Consider the following 24,017-nt stretch of genomic DNA (forward strand, 5'->3'; position numbering starts at 1 on the left):
GGTAACTGTGTGAATAAGCGTACCCGAAAAAAGGTCAGCTTCGTGGAACCTGCACCAGCATTGCGCTGACAGAAAAGCAACCCCTTTTTCGACAAAAAAAAGGCACCGGAAAAAAATTTCCAGCGCCGGTTTGTGTGGCTATTTTTGAGCCAGATCACGGACCAGATCAAACAGATCGTCGGGTCGATCGCAACGATGGCTGGCGGGCCATTCGTGGGCCCGGTCTTCGGGACTGATGTAGCCCCACAGGGCGGCGACGCTGATCATGCCGGCGTGGTTGGCGGCCACCATGTCCCGTTCGGCGTCGCCCACATACAGGATCTGCTCCGGGGCTACCCCCATCTCGTCCGCCGCCTTCAGCAGCGGCGCCGGGTGCGGCTTGGATACCGGCAGGGTGTCACCGCCCACCAGGCTGACGCTGGCGGCCATGCTCGGCTGCTGTTGCAGCAACTGCCTGGCCAGGCCTTCCGGCTTGTTGGTGACAATGCCCCAGGGCAACTGCAACTGCGCCAGCAGACTCAGCATCCGTTCGATGCCGTCGTAGGGGCGAGTGTGCTCGCTGATGTTGTCGGCGTAGGCGGCCAGCAAGACCTCACGCAACGGCGTGATATCGGTGCGCTCGAAGGTGTCCTCTCCCAAGGCTGCCTTCAGCAGCCCGCGGCTGCCATGGCTGGTGTACAGGTAGGCCTGCTCCCGGCTGAGGCCGGGGTAACCAAACTGGGCCAGGGCCACATTGGCGGCCTGGCCAAGATCCAAAGCGGTATCCAGCAGGGTGCCGTCGAGATCAAAGAGTAGGGCTTTCACTTCCTTGGTTTTCATCTGGTTTCACCGCGTGAATCATGTAGTTGATGTCCATCCGGTTGGACAATTTAAAGGTTTCGGTCAGGGGGTTGTAGAGCACGCCGTCGGCGTGAGTGACCCGCAGTCCCGCTTGTTCGCACCAGCGGATCAGCTGTGACGGTCGCAGGAACTTTTTATAATCGTGGGTGCCCTTGGGCAGGATCTTAACGATGTGCTCGGCGCCAACGATGGTGGTCAGGTAAGCCAGTGGTGTCTTGTTGATGGTGGACAGATACAGGTGGCCGCCGGGTTTGACCATGGCGGCACAGGCGCGAATCACCGACTCCGGATCAGGAACGTGTTCCAGCATCTCCATGCAGGTCACCACCTCGTAGTGACCGGCTTTATGCTCGGCATGGGCTTCGGCGGTGCATAACTGGTAGTTGATATCCAGTTCGCTTTCCAGCGCGTGCAGGCGCGCCACCTCTACCGGCTCCTCACCCATGTCCAAACCGGTGGCCTGGGCACCGGCCTTGGCCATGGCCTCGGTCAGCAGACCGCCACCACAGCCCACATCCAGCACCTGTTTGCCGTACAAGCCGTCGGCGTGTCGCTCGATGTAACCGGCGCGCAGGGGGTTGAGTTGATGCAGGGGTTTGGAATGACCTTGCGGATCCCACCAGGTGGTCGCCAGTTTTTCAAATTTGCCGACTTCAACGGGATCAACGTTCGACTGCTGCATTCTCTGTCCTTTTTATCTTGCCTGCAGGGGTTCTGGTGAGATTGTGTGCCGAAGCACCTCGCTGCTACCACAGAACCGATTGAGTGGGTCCAGTATACGCCGACAGGGGTTGAAGAGAAAACCACTAAAGCGGCCAGAAAATGTCAAAACTCCTGGTTAAAATTGCGTCATTCACTCTTTGGAGACCGCCAGTTTGAGTGAAAAATGGCCACTTATAAGTTGTTGTTTATCAGGATAAGAAACGCCACTTTCCAATCGCTTTGACTGTGTTAAAATGTTCAATCACCGTTTTTACCGGCTTGGCCGGGGCGACTGGAACCGAGGTTTCAGGGCGCTATTTAGGGACAACATCTGTCTATGACTGATCTGGCTAACGAAATCACGCCGATTAATATCGAAGAGGAACTGAAAAGCTCCTACCTCGATTATGCCATGAGCGTGATCGTCGGGCGTGCCTTGCCCGACGTCCGGGATGGTCTTAAGCCTGTACACCGTCGCACCCTGTTTGCGATGAACGGTTTGAGCAACGACTGGAACAAACCCTATAAAAAATCCGCCCGTATCGTGGGCGACGTGATCGGTAAGTACCACCCTCATGGTGACAGTGCCGTGTACGACACCATCGTACGTATGGCGCAACCGTTCTCGTTACGTTATACCCTTGTCGATGGTCAGGGTAACTTCGGTTCCGTCGATGGCGACTCCGCCGCGGCGATGCGTTATACCGAAATCCGCATGGCCAAAGTGGCCCATGAACTGCTGGCGGACCTGGATAAGGAAACCGTCGACTACGTGCCTAACTACGATGGCACCGAGCAGATTCCTGAAGTGATGCCGACCCGGGTGCCGAACCTGCTGGTTAACGGCTCCAGTGGTATTGCCGTGGGCATGGCCACCAACATTCCGCCTCACAACCTGACCGAAGTGATCAACGGCTGTCTGGCGTACATCGACAACAGCGATGTCACCTTTGAAGAGTTGCTGGAGTTGATTCCCGGTCCGGATTTCCCCACCGGCGGCATCATTAACGGTCGTAAGGGCATCATCGATGCTTATAAGACCGGTCGCGGTAAGATCTACGTTCGTGCCAAGACCAATGTCGAGACCAGCAGCACCGGTAAAGAGTCCATCATCGTCGATGAACTGCCGTACCAGGTGAACAAAGCGCGGTTGATCGAGAAGATCGCCGAGCTGGTGAAAGATAAGAAGCTGGAAGGGATCAGCGGCCTGCGTGATGAGTCCGATAAAGACGGCATGCGGGTGGTGATCGAGCTGAAGCGCGGTGAAGTACCGGAAGTGGTGCTGAACAACCTGTACGCTCAGACTCAGATGCAGACGGTGTTCGGCATCAACATGGTGGCACTGGGCAACAACCAGCCTAAGGTGTTCAACCTGAAAGAGACGCTGGAAGCCTTCGTGACTCACCGTCGCGAAGTGGTGACCCGTCGCACCGTGTTCGAACTGCGCAAAGCTCGCGAGCGGGCCCACATCCTCGAAGGCCTGGCCATCTCTCTGGCCAACATCGATCCGGTCATCGAACTGATTCGTAACTCGCCGACACCGGCAGAAGCTCGCGAAGCATTGCTGTCCCGCGGTTGGGATCTCGGTAACGTGGCGTCGATGCTGGAGAAGGCCGGCGATGACGCCGCCCGTCCGGATTGGCTGACCCCCGAGTTTGGTATCCGCGATGGCCAGTACTACCTGACCGAGCAGCAGGCGAGGGCGATTCTGGATCTGCGTCTGCAGAAGCTGACCGGCCTGGAGCACGAGAACATTCTCGACGAGTACCGCCAGCTGCTGGAAGAGATTGCCGAGCTGATGCTGATCCTGGCCAGCCCAGAGCGTCTGATGGAAGTGATTCGTGAAGAGCTGGAGGCGATCAAGGCCGAGTACGGCGACGAGCGTCGCACCGAGATCTCCGCCGCTTCTGCCGACATCTCTCTGGAAGACCTGATCACCGAAGAAGACGTGGTGGTGACCCTGTCTCACGCCGGTTACGTTAAGTACCAGCCGCTGAGCGAATACGAAGCCCAGCGTCGTGGCGGTAAAGGCAAGGCGGCGGCGAAGATGAAGGATGAAGACTTCATCGAGCGTCTGCTGGTAGCCAACACGCACGACACCATCTTGTGCTTCTCCAACGCCGGTAAGGTGTACTGGATGCGGGTGTTCCAGTTGCCGCTGGCCAGCCGCACCGCCCGTGGCAAGCCGATCGTCAACCTGCTGCCGCTGGATGACGGCGAAGTGATTCAGGCGATTCTGCCGGTTCGTGAATACGATCCGACCAAGTTCATCGCCTTTGCCACCGCCAAGGGCATCATCAAGAAGACCGCCCTGGACGCCTACAGCCGTCCGCTGTCTTCCGGTATTCGTGCCATCAACCTCAACGACGGCGACGAGCTGATTGGCGTTGATATCACTAACGGTGACGACGAGATCATGCTGTTCTCCGACGCCGGTAAGGTGGTGCGTTTCAATGAGACCAACGTGCGTTCTGTCGGTCGCAACTCCATCGGGGTTCGGGGCATCAGCCTGGATGACGTCGATCGGGTGGTGTCGATGATCGTGCCTCGTGGCGACGGTGCCATCCTGACCGTGACTCAGAACGGCTACGGTAAGCGTACCGACGAAGTCGAGTATCCGGTTAAGGGCCGCGCCACCAAGGGCGTGATCTCCATTAAGGTCAGTGAGCGCAACGGCCCGGTAGTGGGCGCGGTTCAGGTGACTGAAAACGACGAGATCATGCTGATCACCGACGGTGGCACCCTGGTGCGCACCCGGGTGCATGAGGTGTCTCAGGTTGGCCGCAACACCCAAGGCGTGACCATTATCCGCACCCAGGAGGGAGAGCAGGTAGTGGGTCTGCAGCGCATCGACGAGATCGAAGAAGAAGAGACTCTGGTCGACGACACCGCCGTCGAAGGCGAGGGCGCCGAGGTGGCTGCCGACGCCGAGGCCCAGCCTCAGGCTGACGCCGGTGAAGCGGACGAGGACGCCGGCGAGGAGTAACTTCCTGCTGGGGTTTTCGACCTGATAACGGACGCTTCGGCGTCCGTTTTTTTATGCCCGCGGCACCCAAAAGGTGGCGCTGTGGCTGGCGGTTATGGGGTTATCGATTATTTTTCATCGCGCTGGCGTCCATGTTGGTGTTAAATGGCTGTTTTAGCAGTTAGGGATTGAGAACAATGACCGTATACAACTTCTGCGCCGGTCCGGCGATGTTACCCACTGATGTGATGGCCAAGGCTCAGGCCGAGTTGCTGGATTTTCAGGGGTTGGGGGTATCGGTTATGGAGCTCAGTCACCGTTCGTCCTCCTTTATGGCGGTGGCCGAAGCCGCCGAGGCCAACCTGCGCCAGTTGATGAACATCGGCGACGACTACGCGGTGTTGTTTACCCATGGCGGTGCCCGGGCTCATTTCTCTGCCATTCCCCAGAACCTGGTGGCTGCCGGTGCCAAGGTGGATTACCTCATCAGTGGCCAGTGGTCTGCCGGGGCGGCCAAAGAAGCGGCCAAGTACGCCAGCGTCAACGCCATTGACCTGCGCGACGGCACTGGCCTGGATCTGAGCCGTCTCAGCCAGGCCGGCGAGGGCGAGTACCTGCATTATTGCCCCAATGAAACCGTAGACGGGGTGGCGATGTTCGAAGAGCCGGTCACCGATAAGCCGCTGATCGCCGATTACTCCTCCTGCATTCTCGGGCGCCACATCGACGTCAATAAATACGGCCTGATCTACGCCGGCGCCCAGAAAAACATCGGTCCGGCGGGGCTGGCGATCGTGATCGTGCGCCGGGACTTGCTCGGTGAGGGGCAGCCGCAGTTGCCGTCGATCCTCAACTACCGGTTGCTGGATAACAACGGTTCTATGTACAACACCCCGCCAACGTTTGCCTGGTACCTGGCCGGAGAGGTGTTCAAGTGGCTGCAGCACCAGGGCGGTGTCGACGCCATGGCCGAGGTGAACCGGGCCAAGGCAGCCCTGCTGTATGATTTTATTGACAGCAGCGGCTTCTACCAAAACCGGGTTCAGCCGAGCCATCGCAGTGAGATGAATGTACCTTTCCAATTGACCGATGCCAGCCTGGACGGCGCGTTTCTTGCCCAGGCGGAGCAGGCCGGATTGATGGCGTTGAAAGGGCACCGCAGTGTGGGCGGTATGCGGGCCAGCATCTACAATGCCATGCCACTGGAGGGCGTCCAGGCCCTGGTCGACTTTATGAAGCAGTTTGAAAGCGACAACCGATAACTACAAGGGAGAACGTTTTGTCACTTGATCTATTATCTATGGCCAACCCCGGTGTGGATGGCCTGATGCCCTATCAGCCAGGCAAGCCCACCGAGGAGCTGGAGCGGGAACTGGGGATTGGCGACATCGTCAAGCTGGCGTCCAATGAGAACCCGTTGGGCCTGAGCCCCAAGGCGCGTCAGGCCATCGAGGCCGCCACCGCCGAGTTGTGCCGTTACCCGGATGCCAATGGGTTCTACCTGAAACAGAAGCTGGCGCAAAAACTTCACTGCAGCAGTGACCAGATCACCCTGGGCAACGGTTCCAATGAGGTGCTGGAGATTCTGTTCCGCACCTTCGTCGGCGCCGAAGATGAGGTGATCTTCGATGCCCATGCCTTTATCGTCTATCAGTTGCTGACCCAGTCCTGCGGCGCCACCGCCGTCAAGACCGCGGCCAAAGAGTGGGGCCACGATCTGGAGGCGATGCTGGCGGCGATTACCGAGCGCACCAAGCTGATTTGCATCGCCAACCCCAACAATCCGACCGGGACCTTCCTGGCGCCGCAGCAGCTGGCTGAGTTTATGGCCCGAGTGCCGGAGCGGGTGCTGGTGGTGTTGGATGAGGCCTATTACGAGTATCTGAAGGCCGACCAGCGCGCCGACAGCATCGGTTGGCTGGCCCAGTATCCTAACCTGATGGTCAGTCGTACCTTCTCTAAGGCCTACGGTCTGGCCGGACTGCGGGTCGGCTACCTGGTGGCGTCCAGCGCCATCACCGATCTGTTGAACCGGGTGCGGGAGCCGTTCAATAACAACTCGCTGGCCCTGGCGGCGGCCGAGGCGGTGCTGGATGACGGCGAATACCTGGCCGCAGGCATCGCCCTCAATGAGCGTGAGATGGCTCGGTTGCAAGGTTATTTTGACCAGCGCGGCATTCGTTACATTCCCAGTGTCGCCAACTTCATTACCATCGAAGTGGGCGCCGCCGGCGAGATTTATGAGGCTCTGCTGAAAAAAGGGGTGATAGTGCGCCCCATTGCGGGGTATGGTATGCCTTCTCACCTGCGTGTCAGCATCGGTCTGGAGTCTGAAAACTCCCGATTTATGGACGCGTTGGATGAGATACTGGCCTAAATGAATTGAACGTTTGAAAAGGGGCCGCTGCGGCCCCTTTTTATTGTGGGGAAGAAGAGTCATGGAGCAGTTACGCCTAGAGCCAATTTCACGTGTCGGGGGAGTGATTCAGCTGCCCGGGTCCAAGAGCATTTCAAACCGCGCCTTGCTGTTGGCCACCATTGCCAGCGGCCGCACCCGGTTAACCAACCTGCTGGACTCCGACGATATCCGTCATATGTTGACCGCCCTGGATCAACTGGGCGTGAGCTATGACTATTGCAAACAGCAGGCCACCATCGAAGTCGAGGGCCTGGGAGGCCGATTGGCACGGGGACAGGTGGCGGAGCTGTATCTGGGTAACGCCGGTACCGCCATGAGGCCGTTGGCGGCGGCGCTGGCCATCGGCAGCGGCGAATTCGTGCTGACCGGCGAACCGCGGATGAAGGAGCGGCCCATCGGTCACCTGATTGAGGCGCTGCAGCCCCTGGGCGCCAACATCGAGTACCTGGAAAACCCCGGCTATCCACCGCTGAAGATCAGCGCCGGCGACCTGAGCGGTGGCCGGGTTAGCATCGATGGCTCCATCTCGTCGCAGTTTTTAACCGCGCTGTTGATGGTGGCTCCGCTGCTCGGCAGTGATCTGACCATCGAGGTTAAGGGCGAGCTGGTGTCTAAGCCCTACATCGACATCACCCTGGGGATGATGGCCCGCTTTGGGGTGACGGTGGAAAACCGTGACTATCGTGAGTTTGTGATCGCCGCCGACCAGCACTACGTCAGTCCGGGGGATTACCTGGTCGAAGGCGATGCCAGCTCGGCATCCTACTTCCTGGCAGCGGCGGCCATCGGCGGCGGCAGCATCGAGGTGCGAGGCGTCGGTACCGACAGCCTGCAGGGGGACAAGCATTTTGCCGACGTACTGAAAGCCATGGGCGCCAGGGTGGAGTGGGGTAAGGATTTCATTCGTTGTAGCAAGGGCGACCTCAACGGCGTGGACATGGACATGAACGCCATCCCGGATGCGGCCATGACCATCGCCACCACGGCCCTGTTTGCCAACGGCCCCACCACCATCCGCAACATCTACAACTGGCGGGTCAAGGAGACCGACCGCCTGACCGCCATGGCCACCGAGCTGCGCAAAGTGGGCGCGGTGGTGGAGGAGGGCGAAGACTACATTCGCATCGAGCCGGCGGCCGAATTGCGTCACGCCGACATCGAGACCTACAACGACCATCGCATCGCCATGTGCTTCTCGATGTTGGCGGTGGGGGGGCAGAGCGTGACCATTCTGGATCCCGGCTGTACTGCCAAGACCTTCCCCGATTACTTCGAACGCCTGGCGTCGGTGAGCCAGTAGTTACCTCCAATTAGGGAGCCGCAGTCGCCGGCTCCCTTGACTACACTCTATTACCTGCCGTGGCTGCCGGGCAGCGGTGGCGCTTTAAGGCAACGCCAGCCTGGATCACTGTTCTGGTATTGCTGTGGCAGCGGCCCGGATCCCGTTTCTATAAAGGCTTACTTTAGCTGGGGAATCTGTATAATAGGCGCGCTTTCGCGGAGCCGGTTTCGTGAAGCGACCGAATAGAACGACAATTGGAGAGTACCATGCCTGGACAGGCCCCTGTGATTACCATTGATGGACCAAGCGGCGTAGGCAAAGGCACGGTGTGCCATCTGCTGGCAGAGAAACTGGGCTGGCACTTGCTGGACTCCGGCGCCATCTATCGGGTGTTGGCGCTGGCCGCACTGCATCACAATATTGAACTCGACAATGAAGAGGGCCTGGCCCTGACTGCGGCGCACCTGGATGTGGTGTTCAGCCCGGACGACAACGGTGGCATCAAGGTGGTGCTGGAAGGCGAGGTCGTCAGCCGCGAGATCCGCACTCAGGAGTGCGCCAATGCCGCGTCAAAAGTGGCCGCGTTTCCTCGGGTACGGGAGGCGTTATTGCGTCGCCAGCGCGCGTTTCGGGTGGCCCCAGGGCTGATTGCCGATGGCCGCGACATGGGAACAGTGGTGTTCCCCGATGCAGACGCTAAGCTTTATATGACTGCCAGTGCCGAAGAGCGTGCGCGCCGTAGGTACTTACAGTTGAAGGAGAAAGGCTTAGGTGGTAGTATTGACCGCCTTTTGGCGGAGATACGTGAGCGCGATGAGCGCGATGCCAACCGTAAGGTGGCTCCCATGAAGCCCGCCGAAGATGCGTTACTTATTGACACGACAGAGCTGACTATTGATCAAGTTGTTGATCATGCATTACGCTTTGTCGTTGAAAAACTTGGCCAATAATGGCTTTGAAAAACTTAGCTAATTCTGGCTAAGAGGTGCCAGCTTCACGGATGAGGCAGGCTTTAGACAACTACCCCATGTCCAGGATGGCCATGGATGACTAATGAAATTAACTTAAACATGACTGAATCTTTTGCTCAACTGTTTGAAGAATCCCTAAAGGATCTGGAAACTCGTCCTGGTGCCATCGTTAAAGGTACCGTTGTTGCTATCGAGAACGGCATCGTTCTGGTTGACGCTGGCCTGAAATCTGAGTCCGCTATCCCAGCCGAGCAGTTCAAGAACGCCAAAGGCGAGCTGGAAATCAGCGTTGGCGAATCTGTTGACGTAGCTCTGGATGCCGTAGAAGACGGCTTCGGTGAAACTCAACTGTCTCGTGAGAAAGCGAAGCGTCACGAAGCTTGGCTGCGTCTTGAGAAGGCTTACGAAGACGAAGAAACTGTTACCGGTATCATTAACGGTAAAGTTAAAGGCGGCTTCACTGTTGAACTGGAAGGCATCCGTGCGTTCCTGCCAGGTTCTCTGGTTGACGTACGTCCAGTACGTGACACCACTCACCTGGAAGGCAAAGAGCTGGAATTCAAGGTAATCAAGCTGGACCAGAAGCGCAACAACGTTGTTGTTTCCCGTCGTGCGGTTATCGAATCTGAAAACAGCGTTGAGCGTGAACAGCTTCTGGCTAACCTGCAGGAAGGTCAAGAAGTTAAAGGTATCGTTAAGAACCTGACCGACTACGGCGCGTTCGTAGATCTGGGCGGCGTTGACGGCCTGCTGCACATCACCGATATGGCTTGGAAGCGCGTTAAGCACCCAAGTGAAATCGTAAACGTTGGTGACGAAATCAACGTTAAGGTTCTGAAGTTCGATCGTGAGCGTACTCGCGTATCTCTGGGCCTGAAGCAGCTGGGTGAAGATCCATGGGTTGCTATCGCTGGTCGCTACCCAGAAGGCACTAAGCTGACTGGTCGCGTAACCAACCTGACTGACTACGGTTGCTTCGTTGAAATCGAAGAAGGCGTTGAAGGTCTGGTACACGTTTCTGAAATGGATTGGACCAACAAGAACATCCACCCATCCAAGGTTGTTAGCCTGGGTGACAACGTGGAAGTTATGGTTCTGGACATCGACGAAGAGCGTCGCCGCATCTCCCTGGGTCTGAAGCAGTGTAAAGCTAACCCATGGGATGAGTTCGCAGCCAACTTCAACAAGAACGACAAAGTTACCGGTAAGATTAAGTCTATCACTGACTTCGGTATCTTCATCGGTCTGGAAGGCGGCATCGACGGTCTGGTTCACCTGTCCGACATCTCCTGGAACGTAGCTGGTGAAGAAGCTGTTCGCGACTACAAGAAAGGCGAAGAGATCTCTGCAGTTGTACTGTCTGTTGATCCTGAGCGCGAGCGTATCAGCCTGGGCGTTAAGCAGATCGAAGAAGATCCGTTTAACAAGTACCTGTCTGATAACAAAAAAGGTGCTATTGTTACTGGTACCATCACTGCAGTTGACGCCAAAGGCGCAACCGTAGAGCTGGGTGAGAGCGTTGAAGGTTACATCCGTGTAGCTGATATCTCTCGCGATCGCATCGAAGACGCATCTACCGTGCTGAATGCCGGTGAAGAAGTTGAAGCCAAGTTCATGGGCGTTGACCGCAAGAACCGTACCGTTAGCCTGTCTATCCGCGCGAAAGACGAAGCTGACGAGAAGGAAGCGATTGACACTCTGAACCAGCGTGAAGAAGCTACCTTCTCCAGCGCTATGGCAGAAGCGTTCAAAGCTGCTAAACAATAATCGCCTGTTGTATGGGGAGCGCGTCTCCCCATTAGGCGACTGTAATTGGCTTGTAGGAGAGCGAGGATGACGAAATCCGAACTTATCGAAAGATTGGCCAGTAAACAGTCGCACCTATCCGGAAAAGAAGTGGAAGGTGCAATTAAAGAGATGCTGGAGCAGATGGCAACCACCCTGGAGCAAGGCGATCGCATTGAGATTCGCGGCTTCGGGAGCTTTTCTCTCCATTATCGGGCTCCACGGACTGGCCGTAACCCCAAAACTGGGGATGCGGTTGAGCTGACTGGCAAGTACGTACCTCATTTCAAACCGGGTAAGGAGTTACGCGAACGCGTAAACAGTAACCTAGGTTGATTGATTGAAAGCCCTCGCATCTGCGAGGGCTTTTTGTATCTGCCGTAATCGTCCCTGCCGGGGCGAGACCAGATCGTGCTGGTCATATATTTCTTTTTATTAGATAATCTTTCTAATTCCATGACGCTCTAAAGGAGCCATTGTGAAAGCCTTGCTTATCACTGCCTTGGTGGCTGTTTTTTTTCTGGTTGCTATGGCCTTTGGCGCCCGTAACGATCAGCTGGTGACACTGAACTACTTCATTGCCCGCGGTGAGTTTTCTCTGCCGATGGTTATGGCGGTGACCTTCTTCGGTGGCTTTTTGGTCAGTTGGCTGATCACCATGTTGCTGATGGTGCGGCAGCGTTTCAAGCTCAACCGAATGACCGCCAAGAACCAACAGCTGGAAAAGCGCCTTGCTGAGCTAGAGTCTATCGATACTGATGCTTGAACTGGTATTTCTTCTGTTGCCCATTGCCGCCGCGTATGGCTGGTACATGGGCCAGCGCAGTGCTGGTCAGTCAGAGCGTAAGAAAGCTCAGGTATTTTCCAAAAACTATTTCGAAGGCCTGAACTTCCTGTTGTCGGATCAACCGGACAAGGCGGTGGATCTGTTCATCGAGCTGTTGCAGGTGGACGAAGAGACCTTTGAAACCCACCTGTCCCTCGGCAACCTGTTCCGCAAACGCGGTGAGGTCGACCGCTCCATCCGCATTCATCAAAACCTCATCGCCCGGCCGCACCTATTGCCGGAGCAGCGTGACGCCGCCATGATGGAGTTGGGTAAAGACTACCTGGCCGCCGGACTGTACGACCGCGCCGAGGACCTGTTCCTGAAGCTGATCAAAGAGCCGGATCACAGCGAAGACGCCGAGCGTCAGTTGCTGCACATCTACCAGGCCACCAAGGAGTGGTGGAAGGCGATCAAGGTGGCCCGCAAGTTTGGCCGGGTCAGCCGCAAGGAGCTCAAGCCCATCGTTGCCCACTACTACTGCGAATTGGCCCAGCTGGCCAGCGATACTGCTGAGCAGTGTAAGTTGCTGGACAAGGCGCTGTCGACGGACAGCCACTGTGTGCGGGCGATGATTGCCAAGGTGCCGCTGCTTAAGGAGCAGGATACCGCCGGGGCGCTGAAAGTAGTGAACCAGATTGCCGCTACCGCGCCGGAGATGATGCCGGAAGTGCTGGACCAGGCGGAGGCGATCTACGCCGCCCTTGATTTGGACGATCAATTTATGACGTTGCTGCACTCCATTTTGGAGCGCGATGGTAACGTCAGTTGCCTGCTGAAGTTGGTGGATCGCACCGCCGAAAACGTCGGCCCGCAGGAGGCGGAGGCGTTGCTGCTGGATCAACTGAAGCGCCAGCCCACCATGCGAGGTTTTCATCACCTGATGAAGCTGCAACTGGACCAGCTGCAACTGGGCCAGGGGCGGGAGCGGGTAGACCTGCTGTCGAAGCTGGTGGAAGCCCAGATTAAACTGCGCCCCATCTACCGCTGTCACCGCTGCGGCTTTCCTTCACACAGCCTGTACTGGCACTGTCCCTCCTGCAAAAGCTGGGGCGAAGGCAAGCGCATTCGCGGTTTGGACGGCGAATGAACGGGGCGTGTTAAACTTTGCTGATTATTATTGCGCAGCATCTGACCATTGTTGTATCAGGATGTTGGGTGTTCGCTCTAAATGAGCTAGAAATTTAGCTGATATGAGCGCCCTACGGGGCCGGACTGACGACAACCACTCGACGTCGTTCGATTTTGACGTAGAACCACTATGCCTACAATCGAACTTCTTGATTGGTTGCCGTCATCCTTGGCCAAATTCTAAACACCAAAGATAAACACGCCCCAGGGCCTGTTGAACGTTACTGAATATTTTTGCGCCAAGGTTTGCGTGCTGCAAAACCTAGGCGCTCAGAGATTGCTTAAGGTGAGAGTGTGTTAGAAGAGTTTCGTCGCGCCCTACGGGGCCGGCCTGACGACAGCCAATCTGCGTTATTCGATCTTGACGTAGAACCACTATGCCTACGATCGAACGCCTTAATTGGCTGCCGTCATACTCGGCCAAATTCTCATCAGCAAAGCTCAACAGCCCCTAATACCAATAACTATTACCCTACAACCTGGAGACATTGATGCAAGTGAACCCTAAGGTACTCGTTGCTCTGGATTTTAATAACATCGACGACGCATTGGCGTTTGTAGACAGCATTGACGCCGAACAGTGCCGGCTAAAAGTGGGTAAAGAGCTGTTTACCTCCTTTGGTCCGCAGTTTGTCAGCCAGTTGGTTGAGCGCGGCTTCGACGTATTTCTGGACCTTAAGTTTCACGACATTCCCAATACGGTGGCCAAAGCGGTGACCGCCGCCGCCGAGCTGGGGGTGTGGATGGTGAATGTGCATGCCGCCGGAGGCAGCCGCATGATGCGTGCCGCCGCCGAGGCACTGGCCCCCTATGGCGATAAAGCACCGCTGCTGATTGCCGTGACCATGCTGACCAGCATGGAGGAGTCTGAACTGGCTGAACTGGGGGTCAACCGCAGCGCCGAGGAGCATGTGCTGGCGCTGGCTAAACTGGCCAAAGCCAGTGGCCTGGATGGCGTCGTGTGCTCGGCTCAGGAAGCGACGCGCCTGAAGGCGGAGCTGGGGCAGGCGTTTTGCTTGGTGACCCCGGGCATTCGCCCCGAGGGCAGCGACAAAGGGGATCAAAAACGGGTGATGACGCCGGCTAAAGCGGTTGCCGCCGGCAGTGATTACCTGGTGATTGGTCGTCCCATTACCCAGTCTGCGGATCCCGGCCAGGCCCTGTTGGCGATTAATGCCAGCTTGAACTGAGGGTAGCGAACCCCGAAAGAGGGAGCCTAAGGGCTCCCTTTTTTTGTGCCGGTTTAGTGCGACCAGCCCGCTTCGCGGTTCCAAACCGGTGGTAACCCTTGCCGATGAGATGTCCGGTCATCACTAAGGCGGCCACCACTGACAGGGAGGATGAGGCCGTTGACGCTTCGATGGGTGAACAGCACTTGCGCTCCCAAGCAAGCGCTTGGTATCTTGGGGGCAATTAACAAGGAGACGTGTCATGTCCGACAAGGTAGTGATTACCTGCGCCCTCACCGGGGTGCTGACCGATCCCGGCCAGCACCCGGTGCCGGTGACGGTGAATGAGATGGCCGAGGAAGCCCGCCAGGCGTTTGAAGCGGGGGCCAGTGTTATGCACATCCATTTTCGGCGCCAGGAGCCGGGAAAAGGTCACCTGCCAAGCTGGGAACCCGAGGTGGCCTGTGCCATCGCCGACGCCATTCGCCAGGCCTGTCCAGGGGTGATTCTGAACTTCTCCACCGGTACCATCAGCCGCGATCAGCGGGGGCCTTTGGCGTGCATCCGTGCCGGCCGGCCTGAGATCGCCGCTTGTAACGCCGGTAGCCTCAACTACCTCAAAACCCGTCGTGATGGCCGCTGGGCCTGGGCGCCGATGGTGTTTGAAAACCCGGTGGAAAAGATCGAGGAACTGCTCGAGGTGTGTCAGCAGCATCAGGTTCGGCCCGAGTTCGAGTGTTTCGATCTGGGCATTGTCCGCTCGGTGGGGATGTTTGAAGACGTGGGCATGATCGATAGCGCCAACTACAATCTGGTGCTGGGGGTGGCGTCGGGAATGCCCGCCGATGCCGAATTGTTGCCACTGCTGCATAAGTACATGAAACCCGGTGCCTTGTGGCAGTCGACGGTGATTGGTCGCCAGGAGATCTGGGACGTTCACCGCGCCACGGCAGAGATGGGCGGACAGCTTCGAACCGGTCTGGAGGATACCTTCTATCTGCCCAGTGGCGAACGGGCCAGGGGCAATGGCGATTTGATTGCCGCCATGGCCGGGCTCGCGGAGCAGGCGGGGCGGCAGGTGGCGTCGCCGGACGAGGCTCGGGCGCTGTTCCTGTGAGTAGGGGCCCAGCCACAGCATCGACGGGTACACAGTGCAGAACGCGAGGCGCTGGCAAGGTAGGCGCCGTTTAGGAGTCAAGGTAACCGCCGGGGCAATGGGGCGCCGTTTTACCCCGCCTCGGGCCGATCATGGCAATAGCAAATGGACATCGACCTCGGAGGGGAATAGGCCGACTTTAGCCGTAGCGGTTACGTTTCCGTCCCGTGGCATTCGACTATGGAGACAAGGATGCAATTAACCCAGATGATCAAGCGAGCGGCGCAGATTCAGCCGAATGGGACGGCGACAATTTGCGGTGATCGTCACCACAGTTGGCAGCAGTTGCAGCAACGGGTGGCCCGCCTGGCGGCGGTGCTGCAGGCCAGCGGCGTGTCAGAAGGCGACCGGGTGGCGGTACTGGCGCTGAACAGCGATCGCTATTACGAGTATTTCTTTGCCGTCGCCTGGGCGGGGGCGGTGTTGGTACCGCTTAACATTCGCTGGTCGATAAAGGAGAACGTCTATTCGCTGCAAGACTCCGGCGCCGCCGTGCTGGTGGTGGACGATACCTTTGCCGCTGCGGCAGAGCAGGTCCGCCATCAGGTGGACGCTCTGCATACCTGCCTGTACATCGGTGACAAGGCTACACCGGCGGGAATGATCAACAGCGAACAGGCCCTGGCAACCACATCGGCCATCGACGACCAGTGCCAAGGCAAAGAGCAGTTGGCGGGGATCTATTACACCGGTGGCACCACCGGTTTCCCCAAGGGGGTGATGCTGTCGCACAATAACCTGTGGGTTTCGAGCGTGTCTGCGGCGCTGGGATTGGAGATGAATCAACCCGGAATGAGGTACCTGCATGCGGCGCCGATGTTTCATGCCGCCGACATCGCCATGTCCTATGCCAGCACCATCTGCGGTGCCACCCAGGTGTTCATTCCGGCCTTTGCCTGCCAGCCGCTGGTGGCGGCCATCGCCGCACACCAAATCACCCACACCCTGTTGGTGCCAACCATGATCACCATGTTGCTGAGCAGTGGCGAGTTGCAGGGTGCCGACATCAGCAGCCTGCAATCGGTCGTCTATGGCGCCTCACCCATGCCGGAAGGCACCCTGCGCCAGGCGATGGCGCAGATGCCCAAGGTGGCCTTTATGCAGGCCTACGGCCAGACTGAACTGGCGCCCATCGCCACCATTTTGCCTTCGGAGTACCACGTACTGGAGGGCCCAAAGGCGGGTAAAATCCGCTCCGCCGGACGGGCCGGTGTCTGTGTCGAGGTGGAGGTGGTGGATCCGCTGCATCGCCCTTGCGCGGTGGGGACGGTGGGTGAGGTGCGGGTTCGCGGTGGCAACACCATGATGGGCTACTGGAATAAGCCCACAGAGAGCGAGGCGGTGATGATCGACGGCTGGATTCTTACCGGGGACGCCGGATACCTGGATCAAGACGGCTTCCTGTTCCTGGTGGATAGGGTTAAAGATATGATTGTCACCGGCGGGGAAAACGTCTATTCGGCGGAGGTGGAGAGTGCCTTGTCCCGCCACGACGCCGTCAGCGAAGTGGTGGTGATAGGCATTCCCAGTGAGCAGTGGGGGGAACAGGTTCACGCCATCGTTCGGCTGCAGGACGGCCAGACGGTGTCGGAAGCGGCGCTGATCGCCTTCTGTCAGCAGCAGATTGCGCACTATAAGTCGCCCCGCTCGGTGGAGTTTCGAAGCGATCCCTTTCCCATGACCGGTGCCGGCAAATTGCGAAAAGCGGATCTGCGTGCACCGTACTGGCAGGGGCATCGACGCCGAGTGAACTGAGCCTGGCCCGGGCGCGGCTGTGATGCCGTCGGTGATGATCCTGAGGGCAGGGTTGTGTCGGCGCCTCGACCAGGTTGGCTTGCCGCCGCAGACCGCGCCGAACCGGCCTCGATTGCCGTGTTTGGACCGCGCTGGCCAGAGGTTCTGTGTTGGTCAGCGCTTATGCCGATTGCGCAGCGACGCCGCCGATGGCGGCCATATTGTGTGCGATGGCAGCAATTGACCGGCTCGAATGTGATCTGGATCGGTTCTCGGTCCAGATGGGGTGGGCTTCGGCGCCGACATTACTTAGCATTCCTGTACTCACCAAATGGGACAGATTATGCCTACTTCATTGAATCCTTTTCACTTATCCCGCCTGATCCAGAAACAGATTGCCGAGCGACCCAACGAGCCGGTACTGCAATATCAGCATCAGGCCCAGTGGCGGACCCTGACCTGGTCCGAGCTGGCCAAACAGGTCAATCAACTGGCGTGTTCTCTGCTGGAACTGGGGGTGGGGATTCAGGATCGCATCGGCATCTTCAGTGCCAACAGTCTGGCCTGGGTGCAAACGGATCTGGCGCTGCTGCAACTGCGGGCCGTCAGCGTGCCGATCTACTCCACCAACACCGAAGAGCAGACCGGCTACATCGTCAACGATGCCGGCATCAGCATTTTGTTTGTGGGGGATCAGGAGCAGTACCACAAAGCCCTGGCGGTGGCGGCCGATTGCCCAACCCTGACCACGGTTGTGGCCATGAGCGACGCCATCGAGGTGGATCCCGCCGCCACTTCGCTCAAGGTCCTGACTCTGTCCGAGCTGTTTACCGATGCCCATCTGCAGCACCTCAATACCCTGCGTACCCTGCAGCAGAACCCGGAGTTGGAGGAGCTGTTTACCCTGATCTATACCTCAGGCACCACTGGCGAACCGAAAGGGGTAATGCTCAATCACCGCAACTTTGCCGCGCTGGTGCAGCAGCACCAGCTGGTGGTGCCGGTGAAGCCCGGTACCCTGTCGCTGTCGTTCCTGCCTCTGTCCCACGTCTATGAGCGAGGCTGGAGCCTGTACATTCTGTGCTGCGGTGGCTGTAATGCCTACCTCAACGACCCGGCGGCGGTACAGCAGGCGCTGGTGGAGGTCAAACCCGAAGTGATGTGCGCAGTACCGCGCCTGTTTGAAAAGGTGCACGGTGCGGTAATGGGGAAGGTGCAGAGTGCACCTTGGCACAAACGGTTGATCTTCGCCTGGTCGCTGCGCCAGGGCCGACGTCAGTTCCAGGCCGATCAGGCCGGACGCAAGCGCGCCAGCATCTCAGCCTGGTACCTGCGCCTGGCTGATAAGTTGGTGCTGAGCAAACTGCGCGAGGCTCTGGGGGGCAACCTGAAGTTTATGTCGGCCGGCGGGGCGCGGTTGGATGATAAGGTCAACGCCTTCTTCCAGCACATCGGCATTCCGGTACTGGCCGGTTACGGCGCCACCGAAACCACCGCCACCGCCACCTGCAACCGCCTGGATCGCATCGCCACCTCCGGGGTGGGGCTGCCACTGCCGGATCTGCAGCTGCGCATCGGTGAGAACGATGAGGTGCTGGTAAAAGCCGACACCGTGATGGCGGGCTATTACAATCGCCCAGAGGACACCAAGGCGGCGTTTGTGGATGGCTGGTACAAGACCGGCGATGCCGGCTACCTCGACAACGACGGCTTCTTGCACATTACCGATCGCATCAAAGAGCTGATGAAAACGTCCAACGGCAAGTACATTGCGCCGCAGCGGGTCGAGGGCGTGGTGACCCTGGAACCCATGGTGGAGCAGGTGGCGATCATTGCCGACAGCCGCAACTTCGTGTCGGCGCTGATTGTGCCTAACTTCGAGCTGCTCACCGAGTGGGCCACCGCCCAGGGGCTGTCTTTTGGCAGCGATCATGAACTGGTGAGCCTGCCCGAGGCGCAAGCGGAGATCCAGCAGCGCATCGACGCCCTGCAGACCGATCTGGCCCGCTACGAGCGGGTTAAACAGATCTGCCTGTTGCCGCGGCCGTTCAGCATGGATAAGGGCGAGCTGACGCCTACCCTGAAGCTGCGCCGTAAGGTGATTAGCGAGGTGTTTGCCAAAGAGATCGAGGCGATGTACCACCGTAAGCATTGATCACGGCTTGAGACAACGCCCCCGCCGGTGACAACCGGCGGGGGCTTTTTTTTACTTTGAATTGGCGAAACCCCGAAGCTGCGGACATACTCAAGGCGTCATTTTGGGAACGTCGTTTCAAACTGTTAAGGCCGGGATGCCGCACTGCTTGAGTTGTGGATGAGTGACCATGCCCCCAAAACAGATTCTCTCGCTGCTGCTGCGCCGTGATCGAGCGTTGTCTTGCCTGTTGTACGCCTGTGTTCCTGCTCTGCTGTTTTATGCCTTGTCGCTGATGACCCTGTCCGCGTCCGGATTTGAACTGATGCAGATACTGCGGGATCCGGCTCAGCAGAGCGGTCAGTCCAGTTTCCTGGGCTTTTTATCTAACATCGGTACCTGGGTCTGGGTATCGGCCACCGCCATCACCCTGTTTGCCCTGTGGTGTGGCCAGGGGCGTCGCTACACTGAATTGTTGCTGTTGATGGCGGCGTTGTCATCGATGTTGGCCATCGACGATTTCTTTATGATTCACGACCGCTACATCAATCAGAAGATCTGCTATCTGGCCTACGCCCTGTTTGCGTTGGCGTTGGTGGCGCGTCACTTTCGCACCATCGTGTCCAGTCAGGGCTTTGCCTTTGTGCTGGCCGGTGGTCTGCTGGCGCTGTCCATCGTCACCGATCTGATTCAGCATCGGCTGCCAATGGCTTATGACCATGTGCAGGTGGTGGAGGAGGGGTTCAAGTTCATTGGGGCGGTCACCTGGCTCTATTTCAGTGCCAGAATGGCGGCCATGGCGCTGCAACCGGCCGAGGCGAGTGCCATTAAAAAGCCCCGCACGGTGGCGGGGCTTGAGGAGACTCGGCTTACTTGATGCGCATGCCGGGCTTGGCACCGGAGTCCGGCGACAGGATGTAGAGTTCATCCTTACCCGGGCCGGCGGCCAGGACCATGCCTTCGGAAACGCCGAACTTCATTTCGCGGGGCGCCAGGTTGGCCACCATTACCGTCAGTCGACCTTCGAGATCTTCCGGAGCGTAGGCTGACTTGATGCCGGCAAATACCTGCTTGGTTTCTCCGCCCAGATCCAGCTGCAGTTTCAGCAGTTTCTTGGCTTTCTCGACGTGTTCGGCTTTGGCGATGCGGGCGACCCGCAGATCCACCTTCATGAAATCGTCAAAGCTGACGGTGTCGGCGATGGGATCTTTGGCCAGCTCGTCGTTGTCACCCTCGGCTTCGGCGGCTTGTGCCTTGGGCGCTTCCACCACCAGGTTCTCTTTAGAGGCATCGACCATGGCCGCCACTTTGTCGCTCTCTACACGCTGAATCAGCGGCTTAAACTTGTTAATGCCGTGACCGGTGAGGGTGGTGGTGATGCCATCCCAGGTCAGCTCGCTGCCGAGGAAGGCCTCGACGTCGCTGGCCATCTGCGGCAATACCGGCTTGAGGTAGGTCATCAGAATGCGGAACAGGTGAATGCCCATGGAGCAGACTTGATGCGCCTTGTCTTCCTGGCCGTCCTGTTTCACCAGCTGCCACGGTGCCATGTCGGCGATGTAGCCGTTGGCCTTGTCTGCCAGCGCCATGATTTCGCGCATGGCGCGGCTGAACTCGCGGCCTTCGTAGCAGTCGGCGATGCTGTCCTGGGCGGCCTGGAACTCGGCCAGCAGCTCAGGGGCATCGATCTGTTCGGACAGCTTGCCGTCGAAGCGTTTGCTGATGAAGCCGGCGGTACGGGAGGCGATGTTCACCAGCTTGCCGACCACGTCGGAGTTCACTCGCTGGGTGAAGTCGTCCAAGTTCAGATCCAGGTCATCGATGCGGTTGTTGAGCTTGGCGGCGTAGTAGTAACGCAGGTACTCGGGGTTGAGGTGATCCAGGTAGGTGCGGGCCTTGATGAAGGTGCCGCGGGACTTGGACATCTTGGCACCGTTAACGGTGACGTAGCCGTGGGCGTAAACGCTGGTGGGTTTACGGAATCCGGCGCCGTCCAGCATCGCAGGCCAGAACAGGCTGTGGAAGTAGATGATGTCTTTACCGATGAAGTGGTACAGCTCGGCGTCGGAGTCGGCCTTGAAGTAGTCATCGAAATTCAGGTCATCGCGCTGGTCACACAGGTTCTTGAACGAGCCCATGTAGCCGATGGGGGCATCCAGCCAGACGTAGAAGAACTTCTCGCCGTTGGTGCCCGGAATGTCAAAGCCGAAGTAGGGCTTGTCGCGGCTGATGTCCCATTTCTGCAGACCCTGCTCAAACCACTCCTGCAGCTTGTTGGCCATCTCTTCCTGCAGCGAACCGGAACGGGTCCAGGCCTGCAGCATCTCTTTGAAGGCCGGCAGGTCGAAGAAGAAGTGTTCGGAATCACGCAGTACCGGGGTGGCACCGGAGACCACGGATTTGGGGTTTTTCAGATCCGTCGGGCTGTAGGTGGCACCGCAGTTGTCGCAGTTGTCACCGTTCTGGTCGTCGCTGTCGCACTTAGGGCAGGTGCCCTTGACGAAACGATCCGGCAGGAACATCTCTTTTTCAGGGTCATACAACTGGCTGATGGTGTTGGTTTTGATGTAGCCGGCGTCGTTCAGTCTGGTGTAGATCAGGCTGGCAAATTCGCGGTTCTCTTCACTGTGCGTGGAGTGGTAGTTGTCGAAGCCAATCTGAAACTCGGCGAAATCCGCCTGATGCTCCTTGGCCACCTCGGCGATCATCTGTTCCGGGGTCATCCCCAGTTGTTGGGCTTTCAACATGATCGGGGTGCCGTGGGCATCGTCGGCACAGACGTAGGTACAGTGGTGCCCTCTGAGTTTCTGGAAACGAGACCAGATGTCGGTTTGGATGTACTCCAACATGTGTCCCAGGTGAATCGGACCGTTGGCGTAGGGGAGGGCGCTGGTGACCAGAATCTTTCTTTGTGGAGATGCCATTTTATCTCTTGCATGCAGTGAATTACGGAAGAACGGCAAGTTTAACCGATAGACGGCGCATTTTCATCCATCCAGTGTGTTGTTGCTTGCATATTGCACACGCGAAAGAGGAGAGTTCTGGTACACTTGGCGCAATCTCTCAGTACGGAGCATGAGCGTGAATCCGAATCCCATTAACGATCAGCTGCCCGAGGCCCTGTCTGCCAAGGTCTTGTCCATCCTTTCCACCCAAATCGATCCTTTCCTGAATCAGAACCTGGTTGAAGCCGGTCTGGTGCGCAGCCTCGACCTCGACGGTCGCTGCCTGAAGCTGGGATTGGTGTACCCCTATCCCTGTCAGAGTAAGTACCGCCAGCGGGTAATGGCCCTGACCAATGCCCTGGCCAAACTCGACGAGATCGACGAGGTGGAGTGCGAGATCGGTCTGAGCGTGCCTCAGGTGCAAGCCGAGGGGCAGGCCGAAGCCGTTAAGGGAGTGAAGAACATCGTGGCGGTGTCGTCCGGTAAGGGCGGCGTCGGTAAGTCCACCACCGCTGTCAACCTGGCCCTGGCTCTGGCCAGTGAAGGGGCCCGAGTGGGACTGCTGGATGCCGACATCTACGGCCCGTCCGTGCCGATCATGTTAGGCGTGAACGACTTCCAACCGGTCAGCACCGATGGCAAGACCATGGAGCCGGCCTTTGCCCATGGCCTGGCAGCCATGTCCATTGGCTTTATGGTCACCGAAGATCAGGCCACCGTTTGGCGTGGACCGATGGCGGCCGGGGCGCTGGTGCAACTGTTGAACGAAACCAATTGGCCGGATCTGGATTACCTGGTCATCGATATGCCACCGGGCACCGGTGACATTCAGCTGACCCTGTCTCAGCAAGTGCCGGTGGCCGGCGCGGTGGTGGTGACCACGCCGCAGGACATTGCCACCGCCGATGCCCGTAAGGGGATCACCATGTTCAACAAGGTCAACATTCCGGTGTTGGGCATTGTCGAGAACATGAGCTACCACATCTGTGGTCAGTGTGGCAGCAAGGAGCACCCGTTTGGCACCGGCGGCGGTCAGGCTACCGCGGATCGCTACGACGTACCGCTGTTGGGCGAACTGCCGCTGAATGTGGCGATTCGTGAAGCGGTGGACGGCGGCAACCCCACCGTGGTGGCCGATCCCGACGGCGACATCAGTGCCCAGTACAAGGCGATCGCCCATAAGACCGCCGCGGCCCTGGTGAACTTGTCGGAGCCAACGGCGCTGGAAATCGAGATTTGCGACGAGTAGGCGCCTTGAGCGCCTATGGTTCACACTAGTATTATTTCTTTCACTTTTATCTGAAGTACACATCATGGTTAATGAACAACAATGCGTTATCATCGGCATCGCCGGTGCCTCAGCTTCTGGCAAGAGCCTCATCGCCAGAACCATTTGCGACGATCTGCGCCAGGATCTGGGCACCGATCAGATCGCCATGATTACCGAGGATTGTTATTACAAGGATCAGAGTCACCTGTCCATGGAGGAGCGGGTCAAAACCAACTATGACCACCCCAACGCCCTCGACCATGAGTTGCTGTGTCAGCACCTGGCGGCACTGCGTAACGGCGAGTCGGTGCAGGTACCGAACTACTCCTACACCGAACACACCCGAATGCAGGACAGCACCCAGGTCACCCCTAAGAAGGTGATCATCCTGGAAGGAATTCTGCTGCTGACCGACCCGAACCTGCGCCAGCACATGCACGCGTCCATCTTCATGGACACGCCGCTGGACATCTGTCTGCTGCGCCGGGTGCGTCGCGACGTTGAGGAACGGGGCCGGACCATGGATTCGGTGCTGGAGCAGTACCAGCGCACCGTACGGCCGATGTTCATGCAGTTTATCGAGCCCTCTAAGCAACATGCGGACATCATTGTGCCTCGCGGTGGTAAAAACCGCATCGCCATTGATTTCCTCAAAGCCAAAATCCGCCAGCTGGCCAGTTAACGGTCA

General features: G+C 58.1%; 19 protein-coding genes. 16 read left to right on the plus strand and 3 right to left on the minus strand.

The window, feature by feature from the left end; genetic code table 11:
* Positions 1 to 138 precede the first annotated feature (138 nt).
* Entirely contained in the window at positions 139 to 819 is a 681-nt protein-coding gene (locus J8Z22_RS10860; RefSeq protein WP_028112732.1) for an HAD family hydrolase, read from the minus strand.
* Positions 785 to 1,522 carry a bifunctional 2-polyprenyl-6-hydroxyphenol methylase/3-demethylubiquinol 3-O-methyltransferase UbiG gene (gene ubiG / locus J8Z22_RS10865; RefSeq protein WP_252010371.1) on the minus strand — a complete coding sequence of 246 codons (738 nt, stop codon included), beginning with the start codon at positions 1,520 to 1,522 and terminating at the stop codon, positions 785 to 787. Before ubiG ends, J8Z22_RS10860 begins: the two co-directional genes overlap by 35 nt.
* Positions 1,523 to 1,879: 357 nt before the next feature.
* Between ubiG and gyrA the strand changes: the two genes are divergently transcribed.
* The 14 genes from gyrA to J8Z22_RS10935 all read left to right on the plus strand — a co-directional run bounded on the left by gyrA (position 1,880) and on the right by J8Z22_RS10935 (position 19,991).
* Positions 1,880 to 4,528 carry a DNA gyrase subunit A gene (gyrA, locus tag J8Z22_RS10870; RefSeq protein WP_252010372.1) on the plus strand — a complete coding sequence of 883 codons (2,649 nt, stop codon included), beginning with the start codon at positions 1,880 to 1,882 and terminating at the stop codon, positions 4,526 to 4,528.
* Between the two features lie 176 nt (positions 4,529 to 4,704).
* Entirely contained in the window at positions 4,705 to 5,769 is a 1,065-nt protein-coding gene (gene serC, locus J8Z22_RS10875; RefSeq protein ID WP_252010373.1) for a 3-phosphoserine/phosphohydroxythreonine transaminase, read from the plus strand.
* Between the two features lie 38 nt (positions 5,770 to 5,807).
* Positions 5,808 to 6,884, plus strand: coding sequence for a histidinol-phosphate transaminase (gene hisC, locus J8Z22_RS10880; protein WP_211227281.1), 1,077 nt, complete (start codon positions 5,808 to 5,810; stop codon positions 6,882 to 6,884).
* Positions 6,885 to 6,945: 61 nt separating this feature from the next.
* Positions 6,946 to 8,226 (plus strand): 3-phosphoshikimate 1-carboxyvinyltransferase, encoded by a 1,281-nt coding sequence (gene aroA / locus J8Z22_RS10885; protein WP_252010374.1) that lies wholly within the window; start codon positions 6,946 to 6,948, stop codon positions 8,224 to 8,226.
* Between the two features lie 248 nt (positions 8,227 to 8,474).
* A complete protein-coding gene (cmk, locus tag J8Z22_RS10890) occupies positions 8,475 to 9,158 on the plus strand; it encodes a (d)CMP kinase (protein WP_028112738.1) in 684 nt (227 codons plus the stop codon).
* Between the two features lie 120 nt (positions 9,159 to 9,278).
* Positions 9,279 to 10,946, plus strand: coding sequence for a 30S ribosomal protein S1 (gene rpsA / locus J8Z22_RS10895; protein ID WP_035415754.1), 1,668 nt, complete (start codon positions 9,279 to 9,281; stop codon positions 10,944 to 10,946).
* 66 nt (positions 10,947 to 11,012) lie between these two features.
* Complete coding sequence (gene ihfB / locus J8Z22_RS10900; RefSeq protein ID WP_028112740.1) at positions 11,013 to 11,300, plus strand: integration host factor subunit beta; 288 nt, start codon at positions 11,013 to 11,015, stop codon at positions 11,298 to 11,300.
* Between the two features lie 142 nt (positions 11,301 to 11,442).
* Positions 11,443 to 11,730, plus strand: a complete 288-nt coding sequence (locus tag J8Z22_RS10905) for a LapA family protein (RefSeq protein ID WP_028112741.1) — start codon at positions 11,443 to 11,445, stop codon at positions 11,728 to 11,730.
* Positions 11,723 to 12,880, plus strand: coding sequence for a lipopolysaccharide assembly protein LapB (lapB, locus tag J8Z22_RS10910; protein ID WP_028112742.1), 1,158 nt, complete (start codon positions 11,723 to 11,725; stop codon positions 12,878 to 12,880). The genes J8Z22_RS10905 and lapB overlap by 8 nt, the downstream gene beginning before the upstream one ends.
* Before the next feature lie 532 nt (positions 12,881 to 13,412).
* On the plus strand, positions 13,413 to 14,111 hold the full coding sequence (gene pyrF / locus J8Z22_RS10915; RefSeq protein WP_028112743.1) for an orotidine-5'-phosphate decarboxylase: 699 nt from the start codon (positions 13,413 to 13,415) through the stop codon (positions 14,109 to 14,111).
* Positions 14,112 to 14,352: 241 nt separating this feature from the next.
* Positions 14,353 to 15,207, plus strand: coding sequence for a 3-keto-5-aminohexanoate cleavage protein (locus J8Z22_RS10920; RefSeq protein ID WP_252010375.1), 855 nt, complete (start codon positions 14,353 to 14,355; stop codon positions 15,205 to 15,207).
* 231 nt (positions 15,208 to 15,438) lie between these two features.
* Positions 15,439 to 17,001, plus strand: coding sequence for a long-chain-fatty-acid--CoA ligase (locus tag J8Z22_RS10925; protein WP_252010376.1), 1,563 nt, complete (start codon positions 15,439 to 15,441; stop codon positions 16,999 to 17,001).
* Positions 17,002 to 17,323: 322 nt separating this feature from the next.
* Positions 17,324 to 19,135: a long-chain fatty acid--CoA ligase gene (locus J8Z22_RS10930; protein ID WP_252010377.1), complete on the plus strand. Its 1,812-nt coding sequence runs from the start codon at positions 17,324 to 17,326 to the stop codon at positions 19,133 to 19,135.
* Between the two features lie 169 nt (positions 19,136 to 19,304).
* Positions 19,305 to 19,991, plus strand: coding sequence for a hypothetical protein (locus tag J8Z22_RS10935; RefSeq protein WP_252010378.1), 687 nt, complete (start codon positions 19,305 to 19,307; stop codon positions 19,989 to 19,991).
* On the opposite strand, the gene metG is transcribed toward J8Z22_RS10935, so the two are convergent.
* On the minus strand, positions 19,984 to 22,038 hold the full coding sequence (gene metG / locus J8Z22_RS10940; protein ID WP_028112747.1) for a methionine--tRNA ligase: 2,055 nt from the start codon (positions 22,036 to 22,038) through the stop codon (positions 19,984 to 19,986). The genes J8Z22_RS10935 and metG overlap by 8 nt on opposite strands.
* A gap of 157 nt (positions 22,039 to 22,195) precedes the next feature.
* On the opposite strand from metG, the gene apbC reads away from it, so the two are divergent.
* Both apbC and udk read left to right on the plus strand, forming a co-directional pair.
* Entirely contained in the window at positions 22,196 to 23,308 is a 1,113-nt protein-coding gene (apbC, locus tag J8Z22_RS10945; protein WP_028112748.1) for an iron-sulfur cluster carrier protein ApbC, read from the plus strand.
* Between the two features lie 64 nt (positions 23,309 to 23,372).
* Positions 23,373 to 24,011: a uridine kinase gene (udk, locus tag J8Z22_RS10950; protein ID WP_028112749.1), complete on the plus strand. Its 639-nt coding sequence runs from the start codon at positions 23,373 to 23,375 to the stop codon at positions 24,009 to 24,011.
* Positions 24,012 to 24,017: the final 6 nt, after the last annotated feature.

The sequence above is a fragment of the Ferrimonas sp. SCSIO 43195 genome (genome assembly GCF_023716685.1).
In the GTDB taxonomy this organism is placed as follows: Bacteria; Pseudomonadota; Gammaproteobacteria; order Enterobacterales; family Shewanellaceae; genus Ferrimonas; species Ferrimonas kyonanensis.

Coding starts and splice junctions, on each gene's coding strand:
- udk (WP_028112749.1), top strand. CDS start 23,373: ATGGTTAATGAACAACAATGCGTTATCATCGGCATCGCCGGTGCCTCA.
- J8Z22_RS10860 (WP_028112732.1), bottom strand. CDS start 819: ATGAAAACCAAGGAAGTGAAAGCCCTACTCTTTGATCTCGACGGCACC.
- metG (WP_028112747.1), bottom strand. CDS start 22,038: ATGGCATCTCCACAAAGAAAGATTCTGGTCACCAGCGCCCTCCCCTAC.
- aroA (WP_252010374.1), top strand. CDS start 6,946: ATGGAGCAGTTACGCCTAGAGCCAATTTCACGTGTCGGGGGAGTGATT.
- lapB (WP_028112742.1), top strand. CDS start 11,723: ATGCTTGAACTGGTATTTCTTCTGTTGCCCATTGCCGCCGCGTATGGC.
- cmk (WP_028112738.1), top strand. CDS start 8,475: ATGCCTGGACAGGCCCCTGTGATTACCATTGATGGACCAAGCGGCGTA.
- hisC (WP_211227281.1), top strand. CDS start 5,808: ATGGCCAACCCCGGTGTGGATGGCCTGATGCCCTATCAGCCAGGCAAG.
- gyrA (WP_252010372.1), top strand. CDS start 1,880: ATGACTGATCTGGCTAACGAAATCACGCCGATTAATATCGAAGAGGAA.
- J8Z22_RS10920 (WP_252010375.1), top strand. CDS start 14,353: ATGTCCGACAAGGTAGTGATTACCTGCGCCCTCACCGGGGTGCTGACC.
- serC (WP_252010373.1), top strand. CDS start 4,705: ATGACCGTATACAACTTCTGCGCCGGTCCGGCGATGTTACCCACTGAT.
- J8Z22_RS10935 (WP_252010378.1), top strand. CDS start 19,305: ATGCCCCCAAAACAGATTCTCTCGCTGCTGCTGCGCCGTGATCGAGCG.
- pyrF (WP_028112743.1), top strand. CDS start 13,413: ATGCAAGTGAACCCTAAGGTACTCGTTGCTCTGGATTTTAATAACATC.
- ubiG (WP_252010371.1), bottom strand. CDS start 1,522: ATGCAGCAGTCGAACGTTGATCCCGTTGAAGTCGGCAAATTTGAAAAA.
- J8Z22_RS10930 (WP_252010377.1), top strand. CDS start 17,324: ATGCCTACTTCATTGAATCCTTTTCACTTATCCCGCCTGATCCAGAAA.
- J8Z22_RS10925 (WP_252010376.1), top strand. CDS start 15,439: ATGCAATTAACCCAGATGATCAAGCGAGCGGCGCAGATTCAGCCGAAT.
- rpsA (WP_035415754.1), top strand. CDS start 9,279: ATGACTGAATCTTTTGCTCAACTGTTTGAAGAATCCCTAAAGGATCTG.
- ihfB (WP_028112740.1), top strand. CDS start 11,013: ATGACGAAATCCGAACTTATCGAAAGATTGGCCAGTAAACAGTCGCAC.